The sequence below is a fragment of the Legionella sp. genome (genome assembly GCF_047605385.1).
Taxonomy (GTDB): Bacteria; Pseudomonadota; Gammaproteobacteria; order Legionellales; family Legionellaceae; genus Legionella.
Genome location: NZ_JASGFU010000003.1, coordinates 1 through 17,777, shown reverse-complemented (window position 1 = coordinate 17,777; position 17,777 = coordinate 1). Strand labels below are relative to the sequence as shown.

Genomic DNA, 17,777 nt, shown 5'->3' with positions numbered 1-17,777 from the left:
AGGACTAAGGAGAAAATCATGACACTGTTTCTTGGAATAATCATCGCTGCGTTTCTATTTTTATTGGCTTCTGCGATTAAAATATTTAGAGAATATGAACGCGGAGTCGTTTTTATGCTGGGACGTTTCTGGCGGGTTAAAGGTCCGGGATTGGTATTAATTATTCCTATTATTCAACAAGTGGTTCGCGTTGATTTGCGTACCATTGTGATGGATGTACCCAGTCAGGACGTTATTTCTAAAGATAACGTCTCGGTGCGGGTTAATGCAGTGCTTTATTTTAGAGTGGTTGCTCCAGAAAATGCGATTATTCAAGTAGAAAATTATTATGAAGCGACAAGTCAACTCGCACAAACTACTTTACGCTCGGTATTGGGCCAGCATGAGCTGGATGAAATGTTATCCGAACGTGAACGTTTAAACAGTGATGTGCAAAAAATTCTTGATGCACAAACCGATAATTGGGGCATCAAAGTCTCAAATGTAGAAATCAAGCATGTGGACTTGGATGAAAGTATGATCCGTGCCATTGCTAAACAAGCGGAAGCCGAGCGTGAGCGTCGTGCTAAAGTGATTCATGCCGAAGGGGAACTGCAAGCTTCAGCGAAATTATTGCAAGCATCGCAGGTTTTAGCGCAGCAACCACAAGCCATGCAGTTACGTTATTTGCAAACGTTGGCTGCGATTGCCGGTACAAATAATTCAACTATTGTTTTTCCGATGCCCATGGAATTAGGTGATATTTTGACGAGTATAGCAATGAAAAAGAATAGTTAGCAAATGGTTATGTCAGAAGAGGCCAGTAATCTTCCTGTCATTAAATTAAGAGTTTGTCATCCATGTTTGCATGCCTTTCATGAACGTTTACGGTTGTTTTTATTGAAAAAATCATAATAATTGTGTCATTATTTCCTACTAAGGTTAATAGCCATGGACGCCCAAATTAATTTTTTATATTTAAGACCCATTGTTTTTAGTTTCATTATTTTTGTATATGGTGTTCTTTTTTATTCCATAATTACTTGCCAATATAACGATGACTTTACTTCTTTTTACTCTTCAGCATTATCAGCAAAACAAGGGAATAATCCTTATCAAATAATGATGTCAAGCTTTCTTCCTATAGAAAGAGAAATTATCATTAATTTAAATCCCCCTATTATGTTATTATTAATTTCTCCCCTGTCTTATTTTACTTATCCCGTTGCCCTTAAAATTTGGTTAATTCTTTCTATTATTTTAGGTCTAATTGGAGCATGGATTACGTTTAGAAACATTTTTTCGCAAAATTTTATTAAGCAAAATTGGAGGGATCTTTTTATAGGATATTTATTTTTATTTTCGAGCTTAATGTGTTTATCCACCACTCAAATAGGTGGTCTATTAATGTTATGTATTATGCTTGGTTATTATTTTTACCTAAAAAATTATGAGTATCACGCTGGAATTCTATGGGGATTTATTATTGCGTTAAAGTTCTTTCCTGGATTATTGCTTTTTTATGTTTTAAGACAAGGTCGTACCAAGTTATTTGTTATTATGTTATTAACCATCGCTTTATGTTTTCTTATGCCCATTCTTGCTTATGGAGCAACGGTATATAAGCAATTTTACAATGGAATGACTAGTATTTCCTGGTACCAACATGATTGGAATACTTCTGTTTTAGGGGTTATTCATCGTATTTTTTCTGAGATGCAACTTATTGAGTGGATTATGCCCACTTATATTCTCGCAGTATGTATCTGTCTAATGGGGTATTTATGGTTTCTGACTCCCAAGACTGATCTTGATATAATTAACCACCAACCTTTTTGCCTCACTCTCGTAATGATGCTTGTAATAAGTCCTCTAGGTTGGATTTATTATTTTTCAATATTACTTTTTCCTTTATTGTTACTATGGACAAGTATCATGAAAGAAAGAGAAGAGTTTTCACAATCAGCTAAACTTTGGCTTGCAAGCTTGTTTTTCCTTAATTTTCCCAGATCAGGAGGCTCAAGTGCTCAAGAAGTATATTATGACAGATTAGTATTCACTTCATTTTATTTTATTGGGTTACTCATTTTACTCTATCTTTTGACAGTCAAGAAAAAATATTTGGGCAGTAATAATGATGTGTCTATTGATAATACAAAAAATTCGTTCGTGTTATATACATTTATTATTTTGGCGTTCGGTTTTATAGTACCAAGCACAGGAATTTTACTGCGCTTGTCTAGAGCTTGTGTGTATTAATGTACTCTACTCACTTATGGTGGTGATAAATATCTTGTCTCTCAATGTGCCACAAGGCATTTTCTTTATTTGCTTTTTGTGATAGAACTCTGCTTTTGTAGAAAGCAAAGAGGTTTCTCTAATGTCGATTAAATCAGATAAATGGATAGAAAAAATGGCGAAAGAGCACGGAATGATTGAACCATTCCAGCCTGGTCAAATGCGAGAAAATAACAGTGGCCGCATTATTTCTTATGGCGTGTCCAGCTATGGTTATGACGTTCGTTGCTCCAATGAATTTAAAATTTTTACCAATATCAATTCTGCAATAGTCGATCCTAAAGCTTTTGATGAAAATAGTTTTGTCGATGTACAATCTGATGTGTGCATTATTCCTCCCAATTCGTTTGCTTTAGCAAGGACTGTAGAATATTTTCGTATCCCACGTAATGTCCTCACGATTTGCTTGGGTAAATCCACCTATGCGCGTTGCGGAATTATTGTGAACGTCACTCCTTTAGAACCTGAATGGGAAGGGCATGTAACTTTGGAATTTTCAAATACTACAACCTTGCCTGCAAAAATTTATGCACACGAAGGCGTAGCACAAATGTTATTTTTAGAGGCTACAGAAGTTTGTGCTGTTTCTTATCGTGATCGTGGCGGTAAATATCAAGGCCAAACAGGCGTTACTCTACCACGCACTTAACTAATAAGGCCTGACATACCCAGGAGATTTGCACCTGGCCAAGGCCTTATCATTCTTCTGTAGGCAATTCATGATGGACACGGGATGCATCAACGCGCTCGCGTAATTCTTTACCGGGTTTAAAGTGTGGGCTATATTTGGCCTGAGTTACTACCTTTTCCCCTGTTTTTGGATTATGGGCATTACGTGGTGGACGATAATGCAATGAAAAACTGCCAAAACCACGAATTTCGATGCGTTGATTTTTAATGAGCGCATTACTCATTAATTCTAATATTTTGTTAATGCCATCTGCTACCTGCTTTTCAGTCAGATGAGTCATTTGTTCTGCAATTTTTGTGATTAATTCCGATTTAATCATAGTCACCCCTTGATTGTCATCTGTTCCAAAGTCTGTCACCAATACCGATTTAGGTGTTAACAATGCCCTTGTTTTATTAAGTATAGTTCGGGTAAGAAATTATTCAATATTTTCAAGAAGGTTAGTCTTTTTTCTTTCTTCGAGCATGTATAAAAGCTGAAACTACACCCCAACTCATTTGTATTTTAGTTTGAGTCACGACGGTAAAATGCTTGCTACATAAGGCTTTGCTGGTTGTAATAACTATTTTAAGATGAGGTAAATGTTCAAGACGCGCACAAATCTTTTCCCAGGTTGGATTAAATAAGGCGGTTGCATTAATAAATATAATATTGGCCGCATCTAAATCTACTTCGAGAAAATCGCCAAGGATGAATGTAATTTTTTTTGCTTTTCGCTCATAATGAGGAATTTTGGCTAATTGAGCCGCTTGCATACAGGCACTTTCATATAAGGCAGGAAGAATTTCAATGCCGACACTGCGACGTAGAGGGTAGGTCATTGCACAGGCGAGTACTGCTTTACCGGTTCCACTACCTAAATCATAAAAAACGGTTTCCTCATCAAGTGGAACTAACGATAAAAGTGCCAAAAATGGTAAAAACTCGATCTCTCCATAAACATAATCAAATGTGTCATGCCCTTTTCGTGCATGATGGGATAAAGCAAAGCCATTAATATTTTGGTACAGCTCTTGAAAAGTGTGCTCATGCTCCTGCAGGTTTAACATTTTTTGCCACTTATAAATATAAAGTTGTTTTCTTTTACTTTGAATATAAATCACCAATATCACTATAAGTAGGATTAGATAAATTAGCATCATTATTGAATGTGGCAATGTAGTATCCTTTGCGACTAATGTAAACAGACCGTAGGCTACAGTATTTCTGCTAAGTTTTGTTCACAGTTCGAAATTAAGCGTTTTTAATATAGCTTAATATTTTGCTTTTTTCTTCTTCACTTCACGCACTTTGGTTTCTACAATCTAAAAATATACAATAAATTCAATGATATGCTTTAATTTATCGGTATGTATTTCATTATCTTCTTGATCATGTCCTATTTTTTTCTTTAGATGAAAAATGTGTAAATAATTCACAGATAGTCTAGAATTATGAAGCATGGATTTATTTTATAGGGAGATCTTTATTTTGCAAATAATGATTAATAAGTATTCATATGCACTATATAGTTAATATTTCCTTAATTTTGATTCATTAAAATCAAATCATATCGTAGTCTATTAGGGGATAAGTTATGGGAGCGCCGCATAGTAGGGGGTCTAACGTTTTTTTTAAAGCTCCTGCAAGTCACATCGTAATTAATACCGGTGGTGAACAATTCCAAGCAGCAGCCGTAGCATTAATTGACTATTTAAAAAGCGGGGTAGCGGTCGATAGCAAAGTTTTAAGCAAAATTTTGGAGCGGTTTAAGAAATACTTCGACCATATTAACTCCGAACGTCTAAGCGTACCAAAAGATGATATGAGAAATTTAATAGCTAATTCTCGTACAGCAGATTTGGTTGATTGCAAGGCTCATGTGTTACGCCAATTCGCAGTTGATGAACTCTTTGCAGATCCTTTAAATTTAAATTATCGCGAAGTTTTTAAACAATTTGACGCTGAAACACCAAAAAGTACGCTTCGTAACCCTAAAGTTACACTCGATAAACAGGCACTAAGAGCTTTAGAAAAAGCATTGGGACTGGGGATTACTTTTTCCTTTAAAGATCAAGATAAAGAGTTAAGGAAACAAGAGAAAAGTTTTGAATTTGCGCAATCAGCCTTATTAATTCAAATTCAAGAAACTCATTATTATCCAGCAGTTAAAAATCAAAAAGACTACGCTTATGTTGGAAAACTAGCAATTCCCATTAAGCCCAAAATTATTCCTGCTGAACAAGAAGAAGGAACTTTGGTAGAGATTAAGAAAATGATTAAAGAAGCAGATGAGCAATTAGCTAAAGAGCGCCTCTACATAAGAAATAAATTGTTGACGGTGATAAGGTTGGGTGAGCTTCCCGAAGAAAAGTTAATGAGAAGTTATATTACTTTATTCTCAGATTTATCGTCACAGGAATTATACAAGATCACATTTATCCTTGGTCTGGAATATCCAGAACGCCTAGTTACCACGAGCAATAGGGTTAACCCAGAGAAATTGACTCTGGGGTTAGTTGATAAATTATCTGCTGGGGTGGTGGCAGGTGTATTTACTCTAGAGCAAATTTTTGATGTTGATAATGAACTAACTCCTGTCTCAGCACTGTCTTAAAAATCCTCTTTCCAGTGCTTATAGAAATCCCTGGGTCTTCATCCATTCATCATTAACAAATTTAGACATGTAATTACGAATCGAGTCAGGCAGAATAACCAGGCATTTTTGTTCTTTACTTAAAGACTTCGCGGCCTGCAAAGCCCCCCACATGGCAGCGCCTGAAGACCCCCCAACTAATAAACCTTCATCACGCATGAGTTGTCGTGCAACGCGAAATGAATTGGCGTCATTGGTTTTAATGTATTGATCAATGAGTTGATTATCTAAAACCTCAGGAAAGAAATCATAGCCAATTCCTTCGACATGATAAGGTTTAATTTCGTTGCCACCACCAAGAATAGAACCTTCAGGATCGATGCCGATAATTTTGATATTGGGATTGTATTCTTTAAGGCGTTTCGCAATGCCAGTGATCGTACCGCCTGTACCAACACTTGCAACGATCATATGTAAATCCTTACCAAAATCATCAATAATTTCTTGCGCTGTACCACGGTAGTGGGCATTAGGATTATTAGGGTTGGCGTACTGATCGAGAATGTAGGAATTTGGTATTTCTGTTTGCAATTTTTTGGCTAAAGAAATATGGCTATCTGGATCATTATAGGCTGCCTCAGTGGGAGTACGGTAAATTTTTGCTCCTAAACGTTCAAGCACAGACTGTTTTTCCTGGCTCATTTTTTCTGGCATGGTAATGATCACCTTATAGCCGAGAACTGCTCCAGCTAAGGCAATTCCTATACCGGTATTACCAGATGTGGGTTCAATTAACGTGTAGCCAGGCGTAATTAAGCCATCTCGTTCTGCATTGATTACCATTTCATAGCCGATGCGGTCTTTTACTGAGCCGCCTGGATTGAAAAATTCACATTTAGCATAAAGCTCACAATCCAAGTCTTGTCCCAAGCGTGTAATTTTAACCACTGGTGTGTGTCCGATGGTGCCGAGTATGTTTGGGTAAATCATAGTGTGCAGTCCTTTAGTCTTGAGTTATTGAATTTAATTATAGGAGGTTGATTGCAAAAACAAAATGAATCTAGTGTAGTGATAATAAAATCTTCTTCTTTTAAGTGGTGATTTTGATTTTTATAATTTATATTTAATAAGTTAATTAACAGAAGCATGGAGCAAAATATGATAAATTATAAATCAGTTAAATGGTGTGCGGGGGCGGCTTTAGCTTTGGGTTTAACCTCTTGCAGTCTATGGAATACACCACGTTCAAATTATGTTGATATGCATTATCAGCACCACAAACCACAATCTCAGGAGGTAGTTGTAAACAAGAAAAAGGTAGTACAAAAAACTTATGCTTCTAAGGATCCTACTCAAAAAGCAACACCAGGTCCAGTGCGTAAAGCGGCACCCCAGTTGCCAGTAATTCAATAATTTATCCATTGATACTCCCACAAACTGTGGGAGTGCAGTAAGGTTCCTTTTTTGTTTTATACTGAAATTATAAAAATACAGGACATAGGGAGCTTGGGATGGCAAATGTTGCGGAAGTGTTGGTTGACACATTAAATAATATGGGTGTTCGCCGTATTTATGGGATTGTGGGTGATTCTTTAAATGGTATTACCAATGCTTTGCAAAAATATCAGGAAATTGAATGGATTCATGTCCGCCATGAAGAGGCAGCAGCATTTGCCGCTGGTGCTGAAGCGCAATTAACTGGGAAACTCAGTGTGTGTGCAGGTAGTTGTGGGCCCGGAAATTTACATTTGATTAATGGTCTTTACGACGCTCATCGCAGTGGGGCACCGGTATTAGCCATCGCAGCACATATTCCTAGCCCTGAGGTGGGTAGCGATTATTTTCAAGAAACACATCCTAATATTTTATTTAAAGAATGCAGCTGTTTTTGTGAGGTGGTAACCTGCGCAGAGCAAATGCCGCGCTTGTTAAATATTGCCATACAAGCAGCTAAAGCAAAATCAGGAGTTGCCGTTTTAGTCTTATCTGGTGATGTGGCTTTGCAAAAAGCAATATATCCTGCTGTGAGTGCGGGCTTATCTTATGTTCAGTCTGACAGTGTGCCTCCTATGCCCGTTTTAAAAGACATTGCGAATCGTTTAAATGCAGCGAAAAATGTAACGTTATTTTGTGGTATTGGTGCTGCAAATGCGCATGAGGAATTGATGCAGTTATGTCACATCTTGAAGTCACCAGTCATCCATACTTTACGCAGCAAGCCATTTATTGAACCGAATAATCCTTATGATGTAGGTATGACAGGGTTTATTGGGTTTTCTTCAGGTTATCATGCTATGGAGGCATGCGATACCTTATTGCTATTAGGTACCAGTTTTCCATATCGTCAGTTTTATCCCAACAAAGCGCAAATCATCCAAATTGATTTGCACGCAGAACAACTTGGCAAGCGTGTCGATTTGACTGTGGGGGCGACTGGGGATGTTGCCTGTACTATTAAAGCATTATTACCTTTACTTGAGACGAAGAAAGACAGCAGTCATTTAGATAATGCCAGAGCTCATTATCAAAAAGCACGGCAGGGATTAGATTCATTGGCTAATAAGACGGAAGATAATAAGCCACTACATCCGCAATTTTTAGCAAAAACAATCAGTGAAGTTGCCGACGATGACACAATCTTTACGGTAGATGTTGGTACACCTACGGTATGGGCAGCACGCTATTTGAGTATGGATGGCAAACGACGTTTGCTTGGTTCATTTAACCATGGTTCCATGGCCAGTGCCCTGTCGCAAGCTATTGGCGCACAAGCAGCATATCCTGAGCGGCAAGTCATTGCCTTATGTGGCGATGGTGGTTTTTCGATGTTGATGGGTGATGTATTAACTTTAGCGCAACATAAATTGCCAATTAAGGTGATCATTTTTAATAATGGAACTTTAGGTTTTGTGGAAATGGAAATGCATGTAGGTGGCATGTTAGAGTATGGTACAACGTTGGATAATCCTAATTTTGCGGTTATGGCTGAAGCAGTTGGTATTAAAGGGGTTCGCATAGAGAGTGCTTCCGCTTTAGAGGTCGAGTTACATAAAGCTTTTGCCTATGAAGGGCCAATCGTTATGGATGTCGCAGTACATCGCAATGAGCTTATTTTGCCACCTAAGTTTGCTGCTGAGCAAGTTAAGGGTTTTAGCTTATATATGATGAAAGCGATTATTAATGGTCAAGGTGATGCGATTCTTGATCTGATGAAAACGAATTTATGGCGTGGTGATTAAAGTTTGTGGTTACCATTATGCCGCGGTAACCACAACGATGTAATTATTTACTGGGGTGCAATCATTTCCTCAGGTTTAACCAATTCAGCAAAACGTTCTGCCGTTAAGTAACCTAATTTAACAGCAGCTTCTTGCAAAGAAATATCATCATGATGCGCTGTTTTAGCAATCTTTGCCGCTTTATCATAGCCAATATGCTGATTTAAGGCGGTAACTAGCATGAGCGAATGATGTAAATAATAATCAATTACCTTATGGTTCGGTTCAATTCCTTCAACACAGAACTCTTGAAATGAACGGCAACTATCAGTTAATAAATTTAATGAATGCAAAACATTAAAAATGATTACTGGTTTAAACACATTTAGTTCAAAATTTCCTTGGCTGTCGGCAATACCTACAGCGGTATCATTACCTAAAACTTGAGTACAAACCATAGTCATGGCTTCGCATTGAGTGGGGTTTACTTTTCCGGGCATGATGGAGGAGCCTGGTTCATTTTCAGGAATAATCAGCTCACCAATACCACAACGAGGACCAGAAGCAAGCCAGCGAATGTCATTGGCAATTTTCATTAAGGCGCAAGCCAAAGTTTTCATGGCGCCATGGGCATGCACTAAAGGTTCATGTGCTGCTAGAGCGGCAAATTTATTTTCGGCGGTGACAAAAGGTAATTGCGTAATGTTGGCGATATGTTGCGCTACTTTGGCAGCAAATTGAGGATGAGTATTTAAACCCGTTCCTACGGCAGTACCACCAGCAGCTAATTCATATAATTCGGGCAATACCTCGTGCAAGCGTTTTAAGCAGGCATCCAATTGAGCGACATAGCCGGAAAATTCTTGTCCTAAAGTAATAGGTACTGCATCTTGCAAATGGGTTCTACCAATTTTAACGATGTCTTTAAACGCGATCATTTTAGCTGCAAAAGTATCGCGTAAATTTTTAATCGCGGGGATTAATTTTTCATTAAAGGCAAGCGCTGCAGCAATATGCATGGCTGTTGGGAAAGTGTCATTAGAAGATTGTGACATGTTTACATGATCATTAGGATGAATGGGTGTCTTACTTCCCAATTGTCCATTGGCTAATTCAATGGCACGGTTAGCAATTACCTCATTGGCATTCATATTTGATTGTGTACCGCTGCCAGTTTGCCAGACATGCAAAGGGAAATGGTTATCTAGCAAGCCTTTACTGACTTCATCAGCAGCTTTAACGATTAAATCTGCTTTATCCTTAGAAAGCTTGTCTAATTCAAGATTCGTTAAGGCTGCTGCTTTTTTTAGAATACCAAAAGCATGGGTGACTTCGCGTGGCATAAGGTCTTTACCAATATTAAAATGATGTAACGAGCGTTCGGTTTGTGCGCCCCAGTATTTATTCGCAGGGACAGCAATTTCTCCCATACTGTCTGATTCAATACGTGTTGTGCTCATGGTTGTTTGATTCCTTAAGAAAAGAAAGGATTTTAGCACATTGAATTCTTATGTTACATGTAAAATAGAAGCTTAAAATCTCAGATGTGTTGACAATTCATTAAGACCTGAGAGTTGACGACATTTCAATATTGCGGAGAATATTATCTTTAATTTCAGTTAAATTTAATTCTTGGCCATTCATTTGAATAATTACAGCATTCTTATTTTCACTACTCTTGGACTTACCCAAAGTAAGTTTCTGTGGATTTAAGTAATTTGTTTGAACAATAGCTTCCATTTCTTTTTCAGATAGTGAATCTTTAAAGGTTGATAATATATGGCACTTAACTATTTTTATCATGAGATCATCTTCGCCCTTAAGTACTGACTCTATGAATGGAAAGCTTTCTCCACTAAGAGTGGAAGACATTGCAACTATTGGTAAATTGATTTCTTCCCATTTTTTATTATTTAGAAAATCATTTAAAAGAATAATTCCTGCAATAGTTAAGGTTTTTTGGCAGTTAAAAACAAATTCAACTATATCATAAAATTGAGTATTTTTATCTTTATCTTTGAGATGAAGAAAGTCTGCATCAATCAAGAGCCATATTTCTTTTGACCATTTAGAATTGATATAACTACGTAAACTATCCACTGTAAATAATAACGCTTTTCTCACTTCGGGATCTAATGAGGAAAGCCCTTGAGCATGATAGTAATCATGTTCAGTGGCCTCAAAATTTGTCATCGCTTCATAATCATGGATATTTTTGTAAGGAATTGTGTGGGGGAAAAACATTGCTGATGGCCTAATTCCATGCCGTACCCCATGTTCTATATCATTAATGCTTTGTTCATTTAACCGCGGAAAAATAGGTGCGTAGTGATCCCCATATTCTGCCATTCCTAATGCATCTCTGGCACCAAATGATAAATGAATAACTTGATGAGTATCTGGGTCATGAGAAATCGTCTGCCTCTTTGCTAACTCAAATGCTAACCGGCCCTCATTTATATTAATATCTAAGCTGTTTAGTTGTTTAAAACCCTCTCCCTTTATTAGGTTAAATGTTTGTTCGGATTTTGGTAATTTTAAGAGTAATAATCTAAAAGCTTCCATATCTTCCTTTGTTTTTAGTTGTCTATTAATAAAGTCTCTGGGTGATCTTCTTGTATGATCTTGAGTAAAATGCGGAAGTAGATAATTTTTTGCTTCTTGGGTAAATTGGCCATGAGCATCTAAAATAGGATATGTATTTTCAATAGGTAATATACGATGAATCTCGCATAGCTGATATCGCTCTAAAATAGTAAAAAATTGCTGCATAGATATTTTATTAGAATCATAAAGAGCTAATGCGACTGCTAGTGTGTATTTATAAGAAGGAATATTTTTCAAATCACCTTTTTCAAGCTTCTCCAATAATTGCTTTTGTAACGTAGGCTCAATTAATTTATTGACTTTTTTTTCTTTTTGTGGATTTAAAAAATATAAAAATAGAGAAGAATGGCTGCCCTTAGGATTAACTTTAGTATAATAATGGTGCTCTTCATTAAATTGACGATAATATCGTTGAATTTTTTTTGCAGCTAACTCATAAGCTTGATGTTTGTTTTCTAAATCTGCTGGTTGAACTTTTTCTTTATTTAAAGGTTTATCTTTAAATAAAGAATTAGCCAGATGTTCATATTTTTTTTGTAATCGATTCCACGCTTGATGTGCATCATCTAAATTTTCTATTTTCATGATTTTCTATTTCTAAAAGGTATAAAAATAGTGTAGCAGATTTTTATATGTTGTTATTTTATGCATGTTACACAGTGGGAACAGATTAAGCAGTTGTCTTCATTGATAAACCAAGGCATGTGATAATGGAGTTTTTTGCGCTGAATCATTTAGAGATCACTATGAAAACAATTCGTATTTATCAACCTGGGGAATACCAATGTGGCCAATTGCTGGAATTATCTCCAGAAGCCAGTCAACATGTGGGGGTCGTTTTACGTATGCAAGTGGGGGAAAGGCTCACTTTATTTTGTGGGGATAATCGTGAATTTGGCGCAACCATTATTGCAGTGAAAAAAAAGCAGGTCAGTGTCATGGTAGAGACAGTGACTACAATAAACATTGAATCACCACTGAGCATTCATTTAGGTCAAGCCATTTCTAAAGGCGAACGGATGGAATGGGTGATGCAAAAAGCAGTCGAATTAGGTGTTGCCACTATTCGCCCTATAATTACTACACGTTGTGTGGTTAAGCTCGATAAAGAGCGGATGGCAAAAAAATTACATCAATGGCAAGCCATTGTCATCGCTGCTTGTGAACAGTGTGGGCGCAATACTGTCCCTAAAGTGCATCAGCCAGTATATTTGCAAGAGTATTTGCAGGAAGCTCAGGCTGATTTAAAACTCATTCTGGAACCTGAAACCGATAACAATTGGCGTGCTTATGACGTGCAAAAAAATACGATTGCCCTACTCATAGGGCCTGAGGGCGGATTTAGTGAAGCTGAAGTACAATTAGCACTAAGTCAAGATTTTCAACCCCTGTCTTTAGGACCAAGAATCTTACGTACAGAAACTGCAGCAATAACGGCACTAAGTGTTTTGCAAGCGGTAGGTGGTGATCTATAATAGTAAATTGGGCTGGAGCTTTTTGTTATTTTTTCTTAACCAGGTAAAATAACAACAGGCCCTAGTCAACGTAATTTTATATAACAGAGGTTTACCATGAGCAATCATATTAAAACAATAACAGATGCGAGCTTTGATGAAGAAGTAATTAATTCCAACAAGCCCGTTTTAGTTGACTTTTGGGCTGAGTGGTGTGGTCCTTGCCGTGCATTAACTCCAATTTTGGAAGAAATGGCAACTAGTCATGGAGAAGAAATTACTTTTGCAAAAATTAATATCGATGAAAATCCACAAGTACCTGCCAAGTTTGGTGTAATGAGCATACCTACATTGATTTTATTCAAAAATGGCCAGGTAGAAGCGGTAAAAATAGGATTATTAACTAAATCTCAGTTAAGTGCTTTTATTGAAAGCCACAATTAAAATATTTTTATTCTTTAATAAAAATATTGGATCTTAACGTAAAGCTGTGATAATGTTTGCCTTATGTGACATCTTGAGCTATAAAATGTTACATAGGCAGCAGAATCCTTAGCTGCTGTTCTTAAATATAAATTTTCTTCGGATAACTCTATTCTAAATAACAAATCAAGTGAGAAGTATGAATCTTAGCGAACTTAAGCAATTGCCTATTGCCGATCTTTTTAATATTGCTCAAGAGATTGGTGTTGAAAACCCTTCCCGTATGCGTAAACAAGAAATTATTTTTGCTATCTTAAAGGCTCATGCCTTAAAAGGGGCAGATATTCATGGTGATGGTGTTTTAGAAGTCCTGACTGATGGTTTTGGTTTCTTACGATCTGCTGATGGCTCTTATTTGGCTGGTCCCGACGATATTTATGTTTCACCAAGCCAAATCAGACGTTTTGGTTTGCGTTCAGGTGATACAATTTCAGGAAAAATTCGTCCACCTAAAGACAGCGAGCGTTATTTTGCCTTATTGAAGGTTGATGAAATCAATTACGACTCTCCAGATAGTGCCAAGCGCAAGATTCTATTTGAAAACCTTACTCCTTTATTTGCTACTGAGCGTTTAGTCATGGAGCAGGGTAACGGTAGTACTGAAGACTTAACAGCTCGCGTTGTCGATTTATGTGCACCTTTTGGCCGTGGGCAGCGTGGTTTGATTGTATCCCCTCCAAAAGCAGGTAAGACCTTAATGCTGCAAAATATTGCACGCTCTATTGAAAAAAATTACCCAGAGTGTTACCTCATTGTATTATTAATCGATGAGCGCCCCGAGGAAGTAACCGAAATGCAACGTTCGGTGAAAGGTGAAGTCGTAGCAAGCACCTTTGATGAACCTGCAAATCGTCACGTACAAGTGGCTGAAATGGTGATTGAAAAAGCCAAGCGTTTGGTGGAGCACAAACGTGATGTAGTTATTTTACTTGATTCGATTACTCGTTTAGCGCGTGCATACAACACGGTGATTCCTTCTTCAGGTAAAGTATTAACCGGAGGCGTGGATGCAAATGCCTTACAAAGACCAAAGCGTCTGTATGGTGCGGCACGTAATATTGAAGAAGGTGGTAGCCTGACGATTATTGCTACAGCGCTGGTTGATACGGGTTCTAAGATGGATGAGGTAATTTACGAAGAATTCAAAGGAACTGGTAACATGGAAATCCATTTGAGTCGTAATATTGCTGAACGTCGAGTGTTCCCAGCGATCAATATCAACCGCTCAGGTACTCGCCGTGAAGATCTCTTATTAAGCCCAGAAGAATTACAACGTACTTGGATTTTACGTAAGATTCTCCAATCGATGGATGAGTGCGATGCGATTGAATTTTTACTTGAGCGCATGAAGAATCACAAAACCAATGCTGAATTCTTCGATGCCATGAAGCGCCAGGAATAGAAGTCTTCTAAACAATAGCTTCTCCCGTCCTGGGAGAGGTTTTTCTTACACATTGACGATCTGAGATATTATGAGGAGTGATTAATGAAATACTCCGATCTACGAGACTTTATCGCGCAATTGGAGTCGCGCAATTTACTAAAGCGCATCACTTATCCTGTATCAACTCATCTTGAAATGACAGCAGTCAGTGACCGGGTTTTACGTGCTGGTGGCCCGGCCCTTCTCTTCACGAATACCCTAAATTCTAAAATGCCGGTTTTAACCAATTTATTTGGTACCGTTGAGCGTGTTGCTATGGGGATGGGTGAAGAAAGTATTACTGCCTTAAGAGAAGTAGGTAAATTATTAGCTGCCTTAAAAGAACCGGATCCTCCCAAGGGATTTAAGGACGCTTTTAATAAATTACCCTTGCTCAAACAGGCACTCAATATGGCACCAAAATATGTCAGTGGCGCGGAATGCCAATCTTATGTTTGGGAAAAAGATGAGGTGGATTTAACGACGCTACCCATTCAAACCTGTTGGCCTGGAGATGTAGCACCTTTGATTACTTGGGGACTCGTGACTACTAAAGGCCCGCATCAGACCCGAGAAAATATGGGGATTTATCGCCAGCAGCTGTTAAATAAAAACCAGCTGATTATGCGTTGGTTATCGCATCGTGGTGGCGCTTTAGATTATCAAGCGTGGCAGCAAGCTTATCCTGGCGAGCGTTTTCCAGTTGCGGTGACGTTAGGTGCAGATCCGGCAACAATTCTTGCAGCAGTAACGCCTGTGCCGGATACTTTGTCTGAATATGCTTTTGCCGGTTTATTACGGGGCCAGCGTACACGTTTAACTCGTTGTATTGGCAGTGACTTGCATGTACCAGCCAGTGCAGAAATTGTCCTGGAGGGTTATTTAGAGCCAGGACAAGAGGCTCCTGAAGGGCCTTATGGGGATCATACGGGTTATTATAACGAAATCCAATCGTTTCCTGTGTTTACTGTGGAGCGTATCACTCATCGTGAACAACCGATTTATCATAGCACCTACACCGGACGCCCACCGGATGAACCAGCGATTTTAGGTGTGGCCTTAAATGAAGTATTTATTCCTTTATTGCAAAAGCAATTTCCAGAAATTGTTGATTTTTATCTGCCACCAGAAGGTTGTTCTTATCGTTTAGCGGTAGTAACAATTAAAAAACAATACCCGGGGCATGCAAAGCGTATCATGATGGCGGTGTGGTCATTTTTACGACAATTTATGTACACCAAATTTGTTATTGTTTGCGATGATGATATTGATGCACGTAATTGGCAGGATGTAATTTGGGCAATGACTACGCGTATGGATCCTTCACGAGATACAGTAATGATGGACAATACGCCGATTGATTATCTTGATTTTGCCTCTCCGATTTCTGGTTTAGGCTCGAAGATGGGGATGGATGCAACGAATAAGTGGCCTGGTGAAACTCAGCGTGAATGGGGTAATCCCATTGTGATGGATGAAAAGATCTTAAAAAAAGTGGATGAGTATTGGTCTGCCTTGGGGTTAGAGTAATGAGTGAAAAAATCATTAAAGCGCATGTGGAGCAAATTGCACCGTTAACAGACAGCATCATGCAATTGGTGTTAGCACCAGAAGAATATGTGAATTATCATGCCGGGCAATATTTGCAGGTTCTCTTTGGGGAAGAGGCATTTAGTTATTCGATTGCTAATGCTCCTTTGGGCTCGCATAAATATGAGTTACATATTCGGCATAGTATTGAAAATCCTTACAACCAACGTTTGTTTGCCCATATTAAAGAATATGGCAGTGTCACCATTAGTTTACCCTTTGGTGAGTGTAGTCTAGAATGTCTGGATGCGTATAAACCCATCTTATTTATTGCTGGTGGTACTGGATTTGCTCCTATTAAAGCAATGGTAGAGCAGTTGTTATCCAATGGCGATCAGCGTCTTTTTGAATTGTATTGGGGTGCGCGCATGCAAAATGATTTGTATATGGATGAAAAGGTCAACAGCTGGCAAGCACATGTGAGTCGCTTTAAATATTTTTCTTCATTATCGACAGAAAACACAGAGCCTTTGGTTTCTTTTGTTCTAGCAAGACACCTTAAGGATTTAGAGGATTGGCAAATAGTGATTAGTGGTCCTTTTGATATGGTTTACAGTACCCGCGATGCTTTGGTTGCACATGGTGTGCCTGTAGAAAATTTATTTTCTGATGCATTTAATTTTGAAATGAAATAAGGAGCTATTTCATGCAGACATTTTATGAAATTCTTGGTTTGATTGGTGCAGGATTAATTTTATTTATTTTATACCGGTCAATTAAGGGTAATCCGGATCAATTTAGCCGTGAAAATTTAAGCAAAAGCTTTTTCACCATGGGGGTGTTGGCTTTGGTTTTGATTGGTTTTATCGCATTAATGGTGATTGGCTTGCGAAGTACATAAATACAGCCATTAATGTTTCATTTTCGGATTCTGATAAAATCCACCTTTCTCTTTTAGATACATGGTAATATGTGGATTGCTAATTGGCAATTTACTGGTATCGGCAATAAGCATGCATTCTTCAACGTAAGTCATTTGACTGCTGTCATCGACCAATAAGCGATACCAAGGGTGTCGTGTAGCGAATTCGCGCTTCGGGGCTTGTGGATTATAACGGCCAGAAGCTTGAAATAAGGGGTCAACATCAATAACAATCGCTCTATAACGACTGTGTTTGTGGATTACTAGATCTCCGATATTAAATTGAGCAACTTTATCCATTACAAGATCCTTTTCTTATTGTTGTTACATACATTTTATAAGCATTGTGCCTAATGTATCGACATTAAATTATAGATCTTGAGGCTTATACTCAATCTTTATGATCATGATTGTGTATAAAAAACACAAAACGCTTAGATAGAATTGTGGAATTTCCTCCATGGGGTGTGTTTACGCAAGGATAATATTGGCCAGAATAAGCAATATGAGTATTGTGAGCTCTTATCTATAAAGAAAAGAGTTCACGTAATGGCGTCAACTTAAGGATTTTTAAATAGAGTTGTAGGTTGGGCCTTG

At 37.9% G+C, this 17,777-nt stretch carries 18 protein-coding genes; 12 read left to right on the top strand and 6 right to left on the bottom strand.

Annotated features, from left to right (window positions below; all coding sequences use genetic code 11):
* Positions 1-18 precede the first annotated feature (18 nt).
* The 3 genes from QM652_RS01340 (at position 19) to dcd (ending at position 2,926) form a co-directional block, all read left to right on the top strand.
* Complete coding sequence (locus QM652_RS01340; protein WP_415072353.1) at positions 19-777, top strand: slipin family protein; 759 nt, start codon at positions 19-21, stop codon at positions 775-777.
* Positions 778-930: 153 nt separating this feature from the next.
* Positions 931-2,238 (top strand): glycosyltransferase family 87 protein, encoded by a 1,308-nt coding sequence (locus QM652_RS01335; protein WP_415072352.1) that lies wholly within the window; start codon positions 931-933, stop codon positions 2,236-2,238.
* 121 nt (positions 2,239-2,359) lie between these two features.
* Positions 2,360-2,926, top strand: a complete 567-nt coding sequence (dcd, locus tag QM652_RS01330) for a dCTP deaminase (protein ID WP_415072351.1) — start codon at positions 2,360-2,362, stop codon at positions 2,924-2,926.
* A 49-nt stretch (positions 2,927-2,975) separates the two neighbouring features.
* Here dcd and QM652_RS01325 read toward each other — a convergent pair whose 3' ends face one another.
* Together QM652_RS01325 and QM652_RS01320 are read right to left on the bottom strand one after the other, a co-directional pair.
* The gene (locus tag QM652_RS01325) at positions 2,976-3,287 is read right to left on the bottom strand and encodes an integration host factor subunit beta (RefSeq protein WP_415072350.1); all 312 of its coding nucleotides are present in this window, start codon (positions 3,285-3,287) and stop codon (positions 2,976-2,978) included.
* Between the two features lie 121 nt (positions 3,288-3,408).
* Positions 3,409-4,017 (bottom strand): hypothetical protein, encoded by a 609-nt coding sequence (locus QM652_RS01320; RefSeq protein ID WP_415072349.1) that lies wholly within the window; start codon positions 4,015-4,017, stop codon positions 3,409-3,411.
* Between the two features lie 527 nt (positions 4,018-4,544).
* Between QM652_RS01320 and QM652_RS01315 the strand changes: the two genes are divergently transcribed.
* Positions 4,545-5,564 carry a hypothetical protein gene (locus QM652_RS01315; protein ID WP_415072348.1) on the top strand — a complete coding sequence of 340 codons (1,020 nt, stop codon included), beginning with the start codon at positions 4,545-4,547 and terminating at the stop codon, positions 5,562-5,564.
* Between the two features lie 18 nt (positions 5,565-5,582).
* Here the strand turns inward: QM652_RS01315 and QM652_RS01310 are convergent, their stop codons facing one another.
* Positions 5,583-6,533, bottom strand: coding sequence for a pyridoxal-phosphate dependent enzyme (locus QM652_RS01310; protein WP_415072347.1), 951 nt, complete (start codon positions 6,531-6,533; stop codon positions 5,583-5,585).
* Positions 6,534-6,701: 168 nt separating this feature from the next.
* Here QM652_RS01310 and QM652_RS01305 point away from each other — a divergent pair, with 168 nt between their 5' ends.
* Together QM652_RS01305 and poxB are read left to right on the top strand one after the other, a co-directional pair.
* Positions 6,702-6,956, top strand: coding sequence for a hypothetical protein (locus QM652_RS01305; protein ID WP_415072346.1), 255 nt, complete (start codon positions 6,702-6,704; stop codon positions 6,954-6,956).
* Between the two features lie 98 nt (positions 6,957-7,054).
* A complete protein-coding gene (gene poxB, locus QM652_RS01300) occupies positions 7,055-8,782 on the top strand; it encodes a ubiquinone-dependent pyruvate dehydrogenase (RefSeq protein ID WP_415072345.1) in 1,728 nt (575 codons plus the stop codon).
* 47 nt (positions 8,783-8,829) lie between these two features.
* Here poxB and fumC read toward each other — a convergent pair whose 3' ends face one another.
* Both fumC and QM652_RS01290 read right to left on the bottom strand, forming a co-directional pair.
* On the bottom strand, positions 8,830-10,221 hold the full coding sequence (gene fumC, locus QM652_RS01295) for a class II fumarate hydratase (protein WP_415072344.1): 1,392 nt from the start codon (positions 10,219-10,221) through the stop codon (positions 8,830-8,832).
* Between the two features lie 100 nt (positions 10,222-10,321).
* Positions 10,322-11,953 (bottom strand): hypothetical protein, encoded by a 1,632-nt coding sequence (locus QM652_RS01290; protein WP_415072343.1) that lies wholly within the window; start codon positions 11,951-11,953, stop codon positions 10,322-10,324.
* A gap of 161 nt (positions 11,954-12,114) precedes the next feature.
* On the opposite strand from QM652_RS01290, the gene QM652_RS01285 reads away from it, so the two are divergent.
* The 6 genes from QM652_RS01285 to QM652_RS01260 all read left to right on the top strand — a co-directional run bounded on the left by QM652_RS01285 (position 12,115) and on the right by QM652_RS01260 (position 17,159).
* Positions 12,115-12,843, top strand: a complete 729-nt coding sequence (locus QM652_RS01285) for a 16S rRNA (uracil(1498)-N(3))-methyltransferase (protein WP_415072342.1) — start codon at positions 12,115-12,117, stop codon at positions 12,841-12,843.
* A gap of 96 nt (positions 12,844-12,939) precedes the next feature.
* On the top strand, positions 12,940-13,266 hold the full coding sequence (gene trxA, locus QM652_RS01280; protein WP_415072341.1) for a thioredoxin: 327 nt from the start codon (positions 12,940-12,942) through the stop codon (positions 13,264-13,266).
* Between the two features lie 178 nt (positions 13,267-13,444).
* The gene (rho, locus tag QM652_RS01275) at positions 13,445-14,707 is read left to right on the top strand and encodes a transcription termination factor Rho (RefSeq protein ID WP_415072340.1); all 1,263 of its coding nucleotides are present in this window, start codon (positions 13,445-13,447) and stop codon (positions 14,705-14,707) included.
* An 84-nt stretch (positions 14,708-14,791) separates the two neighbouring features.
* Complete coding sequence (gene ubiD / locus QM652_RS01270) at positions 14,792-16,258, top strand: 4-hydroxy-3-polyprenylbenzoate decarboxylase (protein ID WP_415072339.1); 1,467 nt, start codon at positions 14,792-14,794, stop codon at positions 16,256-16,258.
* Positions 16,258-16,953, top strand: a complete 696-nt coding sequence (locus tag QM652_RS01265; protein ID WP_415072338.1) for an NAD(P)H-flavin reductase — start codon at positions 16,258-16,260, stop codon at positions 16,951-16,953. Before ubiD ends, QM652_RS01265 begins: the two co-directional genes overlap by 1 nt.
* 11 nt (positions 16,954-16,964) lie before the next feature.
* Positions 16,965-17,159, top strand: coding sequence for a hypothetical protein (locus QM652_RS01260; RefSeq protein ID WP_415072337.1), 195 nt, complete (start codon positions 16,965-16,967; stop codon positions 17,157-17,159).
* A 9-nt stretch (positions 17,160-17,168) separates the two neighbouring features.
* Here the strand turns inward: QM652_RS01260 and hspQ are convergent, their stop codons facing one another.
* A complete protein-coding gene (gene hspQ, locus QM652_RS01255) occupies positions 17,169-17,480 on the bottom strand; it encodes a heat shock protein HspQ (RefSeq protein WP_415072336.1) in 312 nt (103 codons plus the stop codon).
* Positions 17,481-17,777 lie beyond the last annotated feature (297 nt).